A 14616-nucleotide genomic window follows, 5' to 3' on the forward strand; every position below is an offset into this window, starting at 1 on the left:
CGGCAGGTGCGCAGGAGTGCCCGCGCTGTTCGTCGCGCGTGGTCTCCGGCACCGCTTATTGCGTGCGTTGCGGCGCTTCCATTCCCAATCGGACCGCGCATGTCCGTACAGTGGACCCACTGGGCAATGCGCTGGCGCATCACGATGCCCGGACGGACGGTGAGGGAGGGACACAGGGCGCCATGGCTCAGCTCAACCTTGAGAACGGCTCGGCGGGCAAACGGCTCGGAGCAAAACTGGTTGACGGCATTCCGCCTGCCCTGATCACGGGACTTGCCGCCGTCGTCGGTATGCCCCTGATCGGGTACGAGCAGGTGTCGTCGAGCTCAGCCGTGCTGGATCTCAGCAGGTTTTTTTTGGTCACCGGCGCCGGTGGGCTGCTGGCGCTCGGCTACTGGATTTTCCTGTGGGGCTGGGAGGCCAAGACGGGAAAGACGCTCGGCAACCTCATGTTCGGGCTGCGCACCACGGATGACGGGGGCTTCGCTCCCGGATGGCTCGCAGTGTTCCTGCGGAACCTCATCATCGGGTTATCGGGGATATTGCCCGTCATCGGGTTCGTGATTGTCATGCTGTCCAACCTGTTCGACTCCAACGGCAAGCGCCAGGGCTGGTATGACAAGGCCGCGCGCACCTTCGTTTTCGATGTCCGACGCGGCCGTAATCCGCTGGTGACCGGCGGGATCAACGGGCCGTCGTCGTTCGCGCCCGATTCGCCTCCGCCGGCCCTTCAACCAGTGTCATCACCGGTCATATCACGCCAGGAACCGTCCTCACCGGCTCAGGCGGTGCCGGCCCACACGACCGCAGTTCACATCGGGTCGCCGGGCGGAGCGCACGCGCAGCCTTCCCAACCGGAGCCCGTGACCTTCCGTCCCGAGCCGGTCGTGTTCCAGTCGGAGAAGGTCCCGACAGGCCGGACCGCCCCGCTCCCGGACTTCGACGCTACCCACCCGGACGAGGCAGCTGGGGAGACGGTCGTCTCCCGGCCCGCAACTGCTGCTTCCTATGCACCCCGGAGTGTGCGGATCAGGCTCGACGACGGCAGGGACTTCGTGCTGGAGTCCGCGGCTCTGATCGGCCGCAACCCGGCGGCCAAGGGCAGCGAGTCAGTGCAATTGATCTCCGTACAGGACGAAGGCCGTTCAGTCTCCAAGACACACCTCCACCTGCGGGTGGAGGCCGGCCGGCTCTGGGTCACGGACAGGCATTCGACCAACGGCAGTGCAGTCACCGGTACTGACGGCGAACGCACTCCGCTTCCCGGCGGACAACCGTACTGGGCGGCTCCCGGTTCGACCGTGCATTTCGGTGACCGCAGCTTCAAGGTGGAACAGGCATGAATAATCCGGAACAGACGAAGGACTGGAAAATTAAACTCACCGTCGGGTACGCGTCCGACCGCGGCCTCAAGCGTCAACTGAATGAAGACTCGCTGATTGCGTCCGAGCCCATCTTCGCGGTCGCGGACGGCATGGGCGGGCACGAGGCAGGCGAGGTTGCTTCCGGTATCTGCGTGCGGACGCTGGGGGAGAGCAGCATCATCGGCGAGCATGCTCCGCGTTTCTCGGCGTCGGATCTCGAGGAACTGCTGCGGACGGCCGATGAGCACATCCGTTCGGAAACCGGGGGCCGCGCCGGCACCACCCTGTCCGGCGTCGTGTTCGTCGAGGAATCCGGCATGCCGTACTGGCTCTTCTTCAATGTGGGAGATTCGCGCACCTATCGCCTGAGCCAGGGTCGTTTCGGACAGATCTCCGTTGACCATTCAGAGGTGCAGGAGCTGGTCGACCGGGGCCACATCACACAGGAGCAGGCTGCAGGTCATCCCCGCCGGCATGTCATTACACGTGCGCTCGGTACCGGGGATGATTCCGAAGCAGACTACTGGCTCATGCCCGTGGAGATGGGGGACCGGATCCTCATCTGCTCGGACGGGCTCAGCACCGAGGTGTCCGAAGAACGCATCTACACCCTGCTCAGTTCGTTGGCTGATCCGCAACAAGCCGCCGACGCCCTCGTGGAGGAGACCCTGCGCAACGGAGCACGCGACAACGTGACTGTTGTGGTGGTTGATGCACATGGAGTCGACGGCGACGCCGACCTTCACACCACCGCCCCGCGGACCATGGGGATCGAAACTGTCAGCGGTGCTGCTCCCGAGAACGCGGAGGCAGAGCGTCCGTGAGCGTTGTCCGCTACCTCCCCGGGGAGGAATGGCTCTGTGTGGTGCGCTCCGGCGTCGTCGTGATGGTTCCTGCAACCACTGCAGCCGACGTCCTTGACCGGCTTTGGAGCCGACTCGGGGAGACCCCAAACCTGCAGGCCATCCTGCCGATCGTGGCCGGCGGCTTCGGCCAGGGCCTCGACTCGATGCCGCCGTTCGGAGTGGTGTCCTACACGGACCGGCTGCACGTGCTGTTGCGCGGCGAGGTGCGCCTGAGCGTCGCGAACGACGACGGCGCGGCTCCCCTCGAACTCTCAGGCGAGTACGTAACCACCTGGACGGAGCGCATGCTCGACGGCGGTGCCCGGCACTTTTCGATGAGTGCCGGCGCCCCTGCCGGCCTTCCCGGTGCGGATCTCGAGGGGTCGGCCCTTCCGCTCGAAGCGGGTGTCGTCCGTTCCGCCAGCGTGAGCGTTGGATCGTCCGGTTCTGGAGGTGCGCCGACCGTGACGGCGGAACCTGCCTCCGTCGAACCTACTTTCGTCGAACTGGCTCAGGCCGAAGCGGCTCCCGTCGAACCTGCACCTTTCCTGCTGCCGCCCGCACAGTCCGCGTCGCTTGAGCCCGCGGAGGAGGAGGACCCTGAGCGTGCAATCACCGGGGCGCTCGAGGCCGAGGAATTCGCGACGATCAATCCGAGCCTGTACCTCACGTTCAACGAAGAACCGGAACCCGGACCGGAACCCGAACCCGAAACGGAACCCAAACCCGAAGAAGAACCGGAACCCGAACCGGAACCGGGACCCGAACCGGAAGAAGACCCGGAACTGAACACAACCGGCTATGACCACCTGTGGGACCAGACTGTTGTGCGTCGCGTTGAAGATGCTGCTGTGCGCCCTGCAGAGGACGATGACGCCGAGGAAGCACCGGTCGGTGAACCAGCCGGCCAGGATGCCCACGCGAATACCGGGAGCGGCACCCACGCAGGCGCCCAGCCGGCCGAAGCTCCGGCGCAGCCCGAAGTTTCGCAGTTCAAGGTTTCGCAGCCCGAACTTTCGCGGCCTGACGTTTCCCAGGTCGGCGACTCTTTCCCGCAGAGTGCTCCGCTGACAGAGGCTACGCCGGTGCCGCTTCCTGCGCCGGGTCAGCTGATCGACTCCGTGCCTTGGGCACGCAGGAGTGCTGAGCCGCCCAAGGCATCAGCCGTGCCCCCCAGCTCACCCATACCTCCAATGGGCGGCCCTGCGGTTCCGGCTGCACCGGTTTCCATTCCGCCGGTACCAGCCGGCCCCGGCGTGCTGCCGGACGGTCTTGATCTCGATGACCACGACGGTCAGACGATCATGCGCAGCGAGCTCGAGAGCCCAGCGCCCACATCGGTCCAGCCCTCGCCGGAGCCCCGGCCGGGCACCGGGCCGTTGGTGCTGGCGCGGCTGTGCCCGCAGGGTCATGCAAACCCGCCCGAAGCGTCGGCCTGCGGTGTCTGTTCGCAGCCGGTTGACGGTGAGCCGCGGGAGGTCCGACGCCCAAGTCTCGGCACCATGCGGATCTCGACCGGCGAGGTTGTCGAGCTGGACCAGTCGATCGTGATCGGCCGGCAACCCTCGGTTTCGAGGGTCCAGGGCCGCGGCATGCCCAAACTCGTGCAGGTCACCAGCGCCGGAGGCGATATTTCGCGTTCGCATGCGGAGGTGCGGCTCGACGGCTGGCACGTACTGCTGTGCGACCTGAAGGCCACCAACGGCACAGTGCTGATCCGCCAGGGCCAACCGCCGCGCCGCCTCGGCGAAGGAGAGACAGCTTTCCTGCTCGACGGCGACGTAGCCCAGCTCGGTGATGACGTCTTCCTGCGCTTCGAAGGCCTGCGATGAGTTCACGGCGCGCAGCCGCACCGCCCCCGCACATTCCGGGCTACCGCTACATCAGCCTGCTCGGATCGGGCGGCTTCTCGGATGTCTACCTGTACGAGCAGGACCGGCCGCGCCGGCGCGTGGCAGTAAAGGTACTGGTTTCAGGGCTGCTGACGGAGGGCGCGCGGAAGGCATTCGAATCTGAAGCCAACCTCATGGCCCAGCTCTCCACCCACCCGTACATCGTCACGATCTATGAAGCGAACATCACCGACGACGGGCACTCCTACCTCGCGATGGAGTACTGCTCACGGCCCAGCCTGGACGTGCGCTACCGCAAGGCAAGGCTGTCGCTGGCAGAGACCCTGACCATCGGCATCCAGGTTGCCTCCGCCGTCGAGTCCGCCCACCGGGCCGGTATCGTGCACCGCGACATCAAGCCCGCGAACATCCTTGTGACCGACTACAACCGCCCTGCCCTCACTGACTTCGGGATCTCCGGTACTACGGACGGCGGCGCGGACGAGGATCTCGGCATGTCCATCCCGTGGTCGCCGCCGGAAGCATTCGTGGGCGGCAGCGTCGACGGCGTCCGCATGGACGTCTGGTCCCTAGGGGCAACCCTCTACACGCTGCTCGCCGGCCGTTCGCCCTTCGTATTTCCCGGGATGGACAACTCCCAGCGCATGCTGATGGACCGGATCGGATCCATGCAGCTCGCTTCGATCGGCCGGGATGACGTGCCGGAATCACTCGAGCTCGCGCTGGCCACGGCGATGGCGAAGAACCCCGCCGCCCGCTATAGCTCGGCACACTCTTTCGCTCTCACCCTGCAGCGGATCCAGACCGAACTCGGCATCTCTGTCACCCCGTTCGAAGTGCTTGATGACACCGAACACGTACGTGATGATGACGACGACGCCGAAGCCACCAGGGTGCGCAAGGTTGTCTCCATCGATCCCGAGTCGCCCACCTACTCACCGACCTTCCCGACGGCGGCCGGCACCGCGCCCGCCCGCTCACTCCAGCGAGACCTGCCCACCTACGCGCCGCCGTCGTCATCCGTGCCCCCGTCCACCGCTGACAGGTCAGCAACGGGGAATTACGCAGGCGCGAATGACGCAACCGAGGACCACGCGTGGCGGGACCGGACGGTCCTGCGCGGGCGGGAGCCGCACACCGACTCGATGCGTATGGACACCACCCTCCATCGCCCTGCCGCCACCGGACAGCACGCGGACACGGACGACGTCGGACCGGCGGATGCCAGGCGCAGGCCGGGGGCGCTGGTCGGCGTCCTGGTGGGGCTCGTGCTGCTCGCCGGCGTCGCAATCGGCGGTTTCGCGGTCATGAACGGGCAACCACAGGACGAGCCCACGGTCGAAGCGCCGACGCAGCCTCCGCCCGACGCACTCGCGGGGGTGGAGGGCGTTGTTCCCTCGCCCACGGACGTCGTGGGTGAAGGGTCCGGGAACAACGTAGTGTTCACCTGGACGAACCCGGACCCGCAGGAAGGCGATGTGTATCGCTTCCGGACCGTGACCGTGCAGGAAGAGAGCGAATGGTCCAGGACCGTGCAGACCGAAGCGCCCCTCGTGGCCAACCCTGACGGTCCCACCTGCACTGATATACAGATAGTGCGGGCAAACGGCACAGCATCTGAGCCTGTGCGTGCCTGCTGGCCTGAATGAATTGAAGGGAACACCTGTGGGGGAACTTGCAATAGATTTTTGCGGTGAATGGCATGAACCGAAGGACGACGAGCCCTTCAACATCGGCCGCGAGGGTGACCTCGAGGTCGACGACAATCCCTACCTGCACCGCAAGTTCCTCCAGATTGCCCATCAGAACGGGATCTGGTGGCTCAACAACGTGGGCACGATGCTCTCGGCGACGGTCGCAGACACCACCGGCGGAATGCAGGCCTGGGTGGCACCGGGAGCGCGCATTCCGCTGGTCTTCGGCCAGACGCGCGTGGTGTTCACCGCCGGTCCCACCACCTACGAGTTCGATGTGCACCTCAAGACCCCTGCCTTCCGCCAGGAGCGGCAGGTCGACGACGGCTCGGGCACCACGACAATCGGCCCCGTACGCTTCACGGATTCGCAGCGGGCGCTGATCGTCGCGCTCGCCGAACCCATGCTGCGCCGCGAGGGAACCGGCTTCAGTTCCATACCCTCGTCCGCGGCGGCGGCGCAGCGGCTCGGATGGGCGTTGACCAAGTTCAACCGCAAGCTCGACAACGTCTGCGACAAACTGGACCGGGTCGGCGTGGTGGGTCTGCGCGGCGGCGGCGGGAAGCTCGCCACCAACCGGCGTGCCCGGCTGGTGGAACATGCGGTGACCTCGCACATCGTCACGCCCGAGGATCTACACCTGCTCGAAAAAATGAAGGGCAAGGCCGACGAGGACTGACGCATCCGGCGCCGGGCTTTTCGAAGCTGCACCGTGTGCCGTCGTCGTCCGTGTTGGTTTGGTACCTGACATCCCTCTAACTCACAGGAGTGTTCCTGCATGAAGCTGCGCCTGACCCTGCGGCGTGACCCTGACCCGGCGAGGGATCTCGCTGTCACCGTCGACGGGCTCGCCACCGTGAGCGACGTCGCCCGCGAGCTGTACGTCGCGGATCCCGCGCGTGCCGGAGCCGAGCCGCCCGGGCAGTTGTCCCTGACGGTCGAGGAATCGTACGTTGCCGGCGGTATGCGCGGCCGGACACTCAACCCGGATGTCAGCCTTTTCGAGTCCGGCCTCCGGCCGGGCTCCACCGTGACGATCAGCCGCGTCAGCGACCAGTTCAACGTGCCGGGCCAGGACCGCGGGCCGGCTGTTGCCACGCTGCGGGTGCTGTCAGGGCCGGATGCGGGCAAGGAGTTCTCACTGCCCGCCGGCGCCAGCTACCTGGGCCGCGACCGCAACTGTGACATCAGGTTTTCCGACCCGATGATGTCCAAACGGCACGCGCGGATCAACGTTGCGGACGGTATCGAGATTATCGACACCAACTCGGCCAACGGGCTGCTCATGGACGGTACAAGAGTGGCGCGTACTGCCCTGACTTCGGCAGACGAGGTCACGCTCGGCGATACCACCCTTGCCGTGGTGCCGCTGACCCGCTCCTATTCTGCGGATCCGACCAATCCGGTGATCGAGTTCAACCGGTCGCCGCGGGTGGTGCCCGCCTTCGACGAAAAGCCCAAGCAGCTCCCGGCCGGACCGCGCAGACCCAACCCCATGCGCTTCCCGTATCTGCTCCTGATCGCGCCTATCCTGTTGGGCGCCATCATGTTCTCCATCACGCGCAGCCCGTTCAGCCTCATCTTCATCCTGATGATGCCGATGATCCTGGTGGGCAGTTACCTCGACCAGCGGATCAACGCCAAGCGCACGTTCCGTGAAGCCGTGGCTCAGTTCCGTGATTCCATGGCGTTCTTCCGCAGCGATATTGAGCGGACCAGGAAGGTTGAGTGGGCGGTCCGGCATGCCGAAGCACCCTCCGTGGCGGACACGGTCGACGCCATCTACAAGCTGGGCCCCCTCCTGTGGACCCACCGGCCGGAGCATGACTTCTTCCTGACGATGCGCTTCGGCACCGGCCGCGCGCCGTCACGAATCGAACTGTCCGAACCCGCCGGATCCGACACCCTCCCTGAATTCTCCGAGGAGATTCGCGACGCAGCGGAGGAATACGGCTACATCGACGATGTGCCGATTGTCGCCAGCCTCCGCCTGTCCGGTGCACTGGGCGTCGCCGGGGCACGCGGGGTCGTGGACGACGTCGCACGCGGACTGGTGGTGCAGGCCATCGGTCTGCACTCGCCGGCAGAGCTGGCAGTGGTCGCCCTGACCTCGGTCCAGTCGAAGGAGCGCTGGGGCTGGCTGCAGTGGCTGCCGCACACCGGATCCGTGCACAGCCCGCTGACGGGGGACCACCTTGCCGCCGGACCCGCAGCAGCCGGCCTGCTGCTGTCACGGCTCGAGGATCTGGTGTCCGTCCGGGCAGCTGAACGGTCCGGCGTCGCGCTGCGTGGCCGCCTGGACCCACGGAAGGAACTGAACTACCCGGTCCCGGTCACGCCCTCGGTGCTGGTGATCGTCGAGGACGACGTCACGGCGGACCGCGCCCGCCTGACCCGTATCGCAGAAGCCGGGGCAGACGTGGGTGTCCACGTCCTCTGGATTGCAGGCACGGTGGCCGCCCTGCCCGCAGCATGCCGCGACTTCCTCTTCGTCGACGGCGACGCGGCGAATGTCAGCGGCCAGGTACGGCTCGGAGAACTGTCGACGCCGGTCAGCTGCGAGAGCGTGGACCTTGAGCTGGCGGGGCAGCTGGCTCGGATGCTGACCCCCGTCGTCGACGTCGGAAAGCCTGTTGAGGACGACTCCGATCTTCCACGCGCGGTCTCCTACGTCACCCTTGCGGGCCACGAACTGGTGGAGGCGACGACGGCGGTCGCGGACCGCTGGACCGAAAACAATTCGGTTGCGTCCCGCGCCGTGCCCAACCGCAAGCATCAGGGCTCGCTGCGTGCCCTGGTGGGTTCAAAGGGCGTCGAGCCGATGTACCTGGACCTGAAGACGGAAGGGCCGCACGCCCTCGTCGGCGGAACGACGGGCGCGGGCAAGTCTGAGTTCCTGCAGTCTTGGGTGCTCGGCATGGCCGCCGCATACAGCCCTGACCGACTCTCCTTCCTCTTCGTTGACTACAAGGGTGGGGCGGCGTTCGCGGACTGCGTGAAGCTGCCGCATACCGTTGGCCTGGTCACCGACCTGTCGCCGCACCTGGTGCGCCGCGCACTGACCTCCCTACGGGCGGAACTGCACTACCGGGAGCATCTGTTCAACCGCAAGAAGGCCAAGGACCTGCTCGCCATGGAGCGCGACGCCGACCCTGAAACACCGCCGTCACTGGTGATCGTGGTCGATGAGTTCGCTGCCCTCGCACGGGAGGTGCCCGAGTTCGTCGACGGCGTGGTGGACATCGCAGCCCGTGGCCGGTCACTTGGTCTCCATCTGATCCTGGCCACGCAGCGGCCCTCCGGCGTCATCAAGGACAACCTGCGCGCCAACACGAATCTCCGCATCGCGCTTCGCATGGCGGACACGGACGACTCCCAGGACATCCTCGGTACGCCGATGGCCGCCTACTTCAGCCCGTCGATTCCTGGGCGCGGTGCGGCGAAGACCGGCCCCGGCCGTATCCAGAGCTTCCAGACCGGTTACGCCGGAGGCTGGACCACCCGGGCGCCGGCGCGCCCACGGATCGACGTCGTCGAGATGAACTTCGGCTCGGGCACCCGTTGGGAGTCTGCAGGGGACGAGGTTGTCGCTGAGCCCGGCGGCCCCAATGACATCGCCCGGATCGTGGGCAATGTTTCCCAGGCTGCACTGGAACTGGGCATCAAGCCTCCGCGTAAGCCGTGGCTTGCTGAACTAGCGGAAGCCTATGACTTCTCGAAGCTGCCGAACCCCCGAACGGACGAGTCGCTGCTGCTCGGAGTGGTGGACGACCCGGAGCACCAGGCGCAGCCCACCGTTTTCTACCAGCCCGACGTCGACGGCAACCTCGCGATCCTTGGATCCGGCGGCTCAGGCAAGTCGACGGCGTTGCGGACGCTGGCAATCGGTTCAGCCGTCACCGTGCGCGGTGGTCCGGTGCAGGTGTACGGGATCGACTGCGCCTCGAACGGCCTCCAGATGCTCGGCCAGCTGCCGCACGTCGGCGCGGTGCTCGATGGCGAAGATTCCGAGCGGATCGGCCGGCTGCTTCGCTACCTGCGTGGCGTCATCAACGAGCGTTCCGACCGGTTCGCCGAGGTCCGGGCGGGAACCATTACGGAGTACCGTCGGCTGGCCAACCGTCCGGAGGAACCGCGGATCCTGCTTCTTGTTGACGGCATTACCACTTTCCGTGAGAACTACGAGTTCAAGGGGCGCGAGCGCCACTTCGAACTGTTCCAGCAGATTGCGACGGACGGCCGTCCCATGGGCGTGCACATTGTCGTCACCGGAGAGCGCACCAACTCCCTCCCGCCGTCGTTGGCGGCCTCGATCAGCAGACGGATCATCCTGCGCATGGCGGGGAAGGACGACTACTCGACGCTGGGCGTGCCCCGTGACGTACTCTCCAGCTCGTCGCCTCCCGGGCGTGGATTGCTTGACGGGCTCGAGGTGCAGCTTGCGGTCTTCGGCGGCAACGCCAACCTCGAACTGCAAGCGCGCGAGGTGGAACGCATGCGCGACGCCATGCTGCGCCAGGGTGTTCCGCAGGCGCCGGGCGTCCTCAGCCTGCCCGAGTCGATCGACCTCGATGTGCTGCCCGCGGCTGAGACGGGCTTGGCGGTCATTGGTGTTGATGACTTCAACCTTGAGCCCGCCGCGGTCTCCGCTACGGGTGCGTTCATGGTGTCGGGTCCGCCGGGGTCGGGACGCACGGTGGCGCTGGTGACTCTGGCTGCGGCACTGCAAAAGTCCTCGCCGCATGTGAAACGGATCTATCTCGGGGCGCGGCGCTCCACGGTTGCATCACTCGGTCTGTGGGACGAGGCGTACGCCACCGCTGCCCTGGTGCAGCCGGAACTGGCGAGGCTCACCACGCTGGTCGATGGTCCGGAAGGTTCGGTCGCGTTCTTCATCGAGGGCCTGACCGAGTTCACCGATTCGTTGGCGGAACTGGAACTGTCCTCGCTGGTGAAGACGGCTGTGAAGTCGGGTCAGTGGGTGGTCGGCGAGGCGGAAACGTCCACCTGGTCCAGCGCCTGGAACCTGTCCGGTCCATTCAAGTCCGGCAGGCGGGGACTGCTGCTCAACCCGAACGAGCTCGACGGCGACACGCTGCTGAACACGTCGCTGGGCAGAACTGCGGGTAACCGCTTCATACCGGGACGCGGCTACGTTGTCGGTCGGGGCAAGGCATACAAGCTACAGGTCGCCACAACCATGGGCGGCCTGGACTGACACAACGGTCCGGCGCCCGGACGGGTAGTGCTCCTTGGGTAGAGCTCCTTGGGGAGCGGTCCCCATCGACACCTCTCGACGGGCTTGGATAGGTTGTAGTCAGTCGCCCAAACGGGGAGCCCGCGAGGGACATCCCGGAAGGGCAGGGCGGTTCCGGAAATGCCGGACCGCCACAACGAAAGGTGGGGACAATGAGCAACGTTACACACGGTAATAACCCGGAGCAGATGGGACAGCTGGCACAGCTGCTTACCCAGAAGTCCGAAGAACTGAACCAGACCGCCAACCAGCTGACCCAGCAGCTCGGCAACACCGCCTGGGTCGGCCCGGACTCCGAGCGCTTCCGCGGCGAGTGGGAAACCCACCGCGCGCAGCTGACCCAGATTGCAGCACAGCTGCAGGAAGTCAGCGCGACCGTACAGCGCAACCGCCAGGATCAGGAAGCCACCTCGAACGCGTAAGTTTCCCGGTACGGCAGAACGGTCCGCAGCTTCGGCTGCGGGCCGTTCCCTCATTAACGCCCGCAACTGTCCGTGGTCTGGGGCAAGATAGGAACCGTGGCCACAGTGAACCAACACGCCGATGAGCAGTCCGAAGAACGTTCCGAGGTTGAGCTGCCCGCCGATGAGGTGCCGGCAGACTCGCTCAAGGAGGAGTACGCCCGGCTCGTGGAGGAGGTGAGGCGCCACCGCTTTGCGTACTACAACGAAAACGCACCGGTTATCTCGGACGCCGAGTTCGACGTGCTTTTTCGCAGGCTCGAACAGATCGAGGCCGAACACCCGGAACTGATCTCGAATGATTCGCCCACCCAGGAAGTCGGCGGCGATGTGTCCGCAGCCTTCGCGCCGGTTCAGCACCTGCAGCGCATGTACAGCCTGGAGGATGTTTTCTCCACCCAGGAGCTGGAGACATGGGTCCGGCGGGCGGAAGCAGGCATCCAGTCCCAACGTCCGGGCAGCACGGTCTCCTGGCTCACCGAGCTGAAGATCGACGGACTCGCCGTCAACCTGCTCTACCGCAACGGTGAGCTGGTGCGGGCGGCCACCCGGGGGGATGGCGCAACGGGCGAGGACATCACGCACAACGTGCTCACCATCAAGACCATCCCGCGCAAGCTCAACGGATCCAACCATCCTGCGGAGGTCGAAATCCGCGGCGAGGTGTTCTTCCCCTCGAAGGAATTCGCCCAGCTCAACGAGTCCATGGTCGAGGCAGGCAAGGCCCCCTTCGCCAATCCCCGCAACGCTGCAGCGGGTTCACTCCGGCAGAAGGATCCCGCGCTCACGGCCCAGCGGCCGCTGGACATGTATGTGCACGGCATCGGTGCCCGTGAGGGGCTGGAATCCGAAAGTCAGTCCGAGACGTATCGCCTGCTTGAGCAGTGGGGGCTGCCCGTGTCGCCCTACTTCAAGGTGTTCGGATCCTATGAGGAGGTTCTCGACTTCATTGAGCACTACGGCGAGCACCGGCATGACCTGTTGCATGAGATCGACGGCATTGTGGTCAAGGTGGACAGCTTCGCGCTCCAGCGCGCGCTCGGCCACACCTCGCGCGTGCCACGATGGGCTGTGGCGTACAAGTACCCGCCCGAGGAAGTGAACACCAAGCTCCTGGACATCCGCGTCAATGTCGGGCGTACCGGACGCGTCACACCATTCGGGCTGATGACTCCGGTCAAGGTGGCCGGTTCCACAGTGGAGATGGCCACGCTGCACAACCAGGAGGTTGTAAAGGCCAAGGGAGTCCTCATCGGTGACATCGTCGTGCTGCGCAAAGCCGGTGACGTCATCCCTGAGATTGTCGGCCCTGTAGTTGCGCTGCGGGCCCAACAGGATCCGCCGCCCTACGAATTCGTGATGCCAACGGTGTGCCCGTCCTGCGGCACGCCGCTGGCGCCTGCGAAAGAGGGCGACGTCGACATTCGGTGTCCCAATGCCAAATCCTGCCCGTCGCAGCTGCGGGAGCGCGTGTTCCACGTCGCCGGCAGGGGTGCGTTCGACATCGAGGCGCTCGGTTGGGAAGCGGCCATTGCACTCACCCAGCCTGCCGAACCTGCCGTGCCTCCGTTGACCACCGAAGCCGACCTCTTCCGTCTGACTCCTGAGAAGCTCGCCGATGTGCGGATAGTCCGTGACAAGAAGGTCAAGGGCGTTGTGAACGGCCAGGAGCTGGTGCCGTACTTCTACACGAGGGGCAGCGCCAAGAAACCCTCCGAACCCACGGCCACCACACGAAAGCTTTTTGTGGAACTGGAGAAGGCCAAGTCCCAGCCGCTGTGGCGTGTACTGGTTGCGTTGTCCATCCGCCATGTGGGGCCGACGGCTTCACGGGCTCTGGCCACCGCATTCGGATCGATGGAGAGGATCCGCAGTGCCAGCGAGGAAGAACTCGCCAACGTCGACGGCGTTGGACCCACCATCGCCGCAGCACTGAAGGAATGGTTCGCTGAAGACTGGCACTGCGAGATCGTCGATCGATGGGCTGAGGACGGGGTCCGGATGGCCGACGAGGTGGACGAGTCCATGCCCCGCACGCTGGAGGGGCTCACCGTCGTCGTCACCGGGTCGCTGGAGGGGTTCAGCCGTGACGAAGCGAAGGAAGCAATCATCCAGCGCGGGGGCAAGGCATCCGGTTCGGTATCGAAGAACACCAGCTACGTCGTGGCCGGGGAAAATGCCGGGACCAAATTGGACAAGGCAGAGCAGCTGGGGCTGACCATTCTCGATGAAGACGGTTTCCGAAGGCTCCTGGAGGAAGGAACCGTATGAGCGCCAGCCCTGCCGAACTGCTTCACGTCGCGCTGCAAGCCGCTGAAGCCGGTGCCCAGGTGCTGCAGAGGCGCGGTAACGGCGTCCTTGAAGCCGAGAACAAGAGTTCTGACAGTGACTGGGTCACCGCTTTTGACACCGCTGCCGAACGGGCCGTCCGTGATGTGATCTGGCGTTCCCGACCGCATGATGCGATTACGGGCGAGGAGTTCGGAACCACGGTTCCGGAAGGCCAGGCGTCCGGGATCCGGTGGTCCGTCGACCCGCTGGACGGCACTACCAATTTCATCCGCAACATTGTTTACTACGCCACGTCGGTAGCGGCGGTTGACAGCGGGGGAGAGTGGCTGGCCGGCGTGGTTCACGCGCCGGCGCTGGACCGGGTCTACTGGGCCTCGAAGGGCCAGGGCGCCTGGGTGCGGGAACGCGGACAGGTGCGCGAGTTGCACGGACCTGTTGCAGGACGCGCAGGCGCCATCGTGGGTAGTGGGTTCAGCTACCACCCCGGGCAACGGACGCACCAACTCGGGGAGCTCGGCGAACTCGTCGCGGGCCACGGGGACCTGAGGAGGATCGGGTCGGCGGCCCTTGACCTCTGCATGGTCGCCGATGGAACGCTGGACGCCTACATCGAGCGTGGACTGAATGAACACGACTGGGCGGCCGCTGCGCTCATCGCGGAGGAGGCCGGGGCCGTCGTTCGCCGTCCCGTCCTGACGTCGGCACTGGATGGCGGACCGGATGAGCACGAACGGTTCTCGGCGTTCACTGCGGCTGGTTCGCAGGCCATAGTAGAGCGTGCCGCGGAGCTCGAGGCGCGGTCCGCCGCTTACTGACCGAGGATCCTTCGACTGCAGGTCATGCAGGTCAT

Annotated in this window: 9 protein-coding genes; all 9 read left to right on the forward strand. The window is 65.7% G+C overall.

Going from position 1 to position 14616, the window contains the following annotated elements:
- Nucleotides 1-182: 182 nt before the first annotated feature.
- The 9 genes from AC5RU3_RS14715 to AC5RU3_RS14755 all read left to right on the forward strand — a co-directional run bounded on the left by AC5RU3_RS14715 (nt 183) and on the right by AC5RU3_RS14755 (nt 14581).
- Nucleotides 183-1343 carry an RDD family protein gene (locus AC5RU3_RS14715; RefSeq protein ID WP_493966048.1) on the forward strand — a complete coding sequence of 387 codons (1161 nt, stop codon included), beginning with the start codon at nt 183-185 and terminating at the stop codon, nt 1341-1343.
- Nucleotides 1340-2188 (forward strand): PP2C family protein-serine/threonine phosphatase, encoded by an 849-nt coding sequence (locus tag AC5RU3_RS14720; protein WP_309072251.1) that lies wholly within the window; start codon nt 1340-1342, stop codon nt 2186-2188. The genes AC5RU3_RS14715 and AC5RU3_RS14720 overlap by 4 nt, the downstream gene beginning before the upstream one ends.
- Nucleotides 2185-4041, forward strand: coding sequence for an FHA domain-containing protein (locus AC5RU3_RS14725; protein ID WP_493966049.1), 1857 nt, complete (start codon nt 2185-2187; stop codon nt 4039-4041). Before AC5RU3_RS14720 ends, AC5RU3_RS14725 begins: the two co-directional genes overlap by 4 nt.
- Complete coding sequence (locus AC5RU3_RS14730; protein WP_493966050.1) at nt 4038-5711, forward strand: serine/threonine-protein kinase; 1674 nt, start codon at nt 4038-4040, stop codon at nt 5709-5711. Before AC5RU3_RS14725 ends, AC5RU3_RS14730 begins: the two co-directional genes overlap by 4 nt.
- A 16-nt stretch (nt 5712-5727) precedes the next feature.
- Entirely contained in the window at nt 5728-6435 is a 708-nt protein-coding gene (locus AC5RU3_RS14735; RefSeq protein ID WP_309123916.1) for a flagellar basal body rod protein FlgC, read from the forward strand.
- 99 nt (nt 6436-6534) lie between these two features.
- Nucleotides 6535-10974, forward strand: a complete 4440-nt coding sequence (locus AC5RU3_RS14740) for a type VII secretion EssC family protein (RefSeq protein ID WP_493966051.1) — start codon at nt 6535-6537, stop codon at nt 10972-10974.
- A 191-nt stretch (nt 10975-11165) separates the two neighbouring features.
- Nucleotides 11166-11435 (forward strand): WXG100 family type VII secretion target, encoded by a 270-nt coding sequence (locus AC5RU3_RS14745; RefSeq protein ID WP_026544706.1) that lies wholly within the window; start codon nt 11166-11168, stop codon nt 11433-11435.
- Nucleotides 11436-11588: 153 nt separating this feature from the next.
- A complete protein-coding gene (ligA, locus tag AC5RU3_RS14750) occupies nt 11589-13745 on the forward strand; it encodes an NAD-dependent DNA ligase LigA (protein WP_458117146.1) in 2157 nt (718 codons plus the stop codon).
- Nucleotides 13742-14581, forward strand: coding sequence for an inositol monophosphatase family protein (locus AC5RU3_RS14755; RefSeq protein ID WP_309071381.1), 840 nt, complete (start codon nt 13742-13744; stop codon nt 14579-14581). The genes ligA and AC5RU3_RS14755 overlap by 4 nt, the downstream gene beginning before the upstream one ends.
- Nucleotides 14582-14616 lie beyond the last annotated feature (35 nt).

The organism is Arthrobacter sp. MDB1-55, from assembly GCF_059092925.1.

What these genes read in the sequence shown, in the direction of transcription:
- AC5RU3_RS14730 (WP_493966050.1), top strand. Translation starts at nt 4,038, where the DNA reads ATGAGTTCACGGCGCGCAGCCGCACCGCCCCCGCACATTCCGGGCTAC.
- AC5RU3_RS14715 (WP_493966048.1), top strand. Translation starts at nt 183, where the DNA reads ATGGCTCAGCTCAACCTTGAGAACGGCTCGGCGGGCAAACGGCTCGGA.
- AC5RU3_RS14755 (WP_309071381.1), top strand. Translation starts at nt 13,742, where the DNA reads ATGAGCGCCAGCCCTGCCGAACTGCTTCACGTCGCGCTGCAAGCCGCT.
- AC5RU3_RS14745 (WP_026544706.1), top strand. Translation starts at nt 11,166, where the DNA reads ATGAGCAACGTTACACACGGTAATAACCCGGAGCAGATGGGACAGCTG.
- AC5RU3_RS14720 (WP_309072251.1), top strand. Translation starts at nt 1,340, where the DNA reads ATGAATAATCCGGAACAGACGAAGGACTGGAAAATTAAACTCACCGTC.
- AC5RU3_RS14740 (WP_493966051.1), top strand. Translation starts at nt 6,535, where the DNA reads ATGAAGCTGCGCCTGACCCTGCGGCGTGACCCTGACCCGGCGAGGGAT.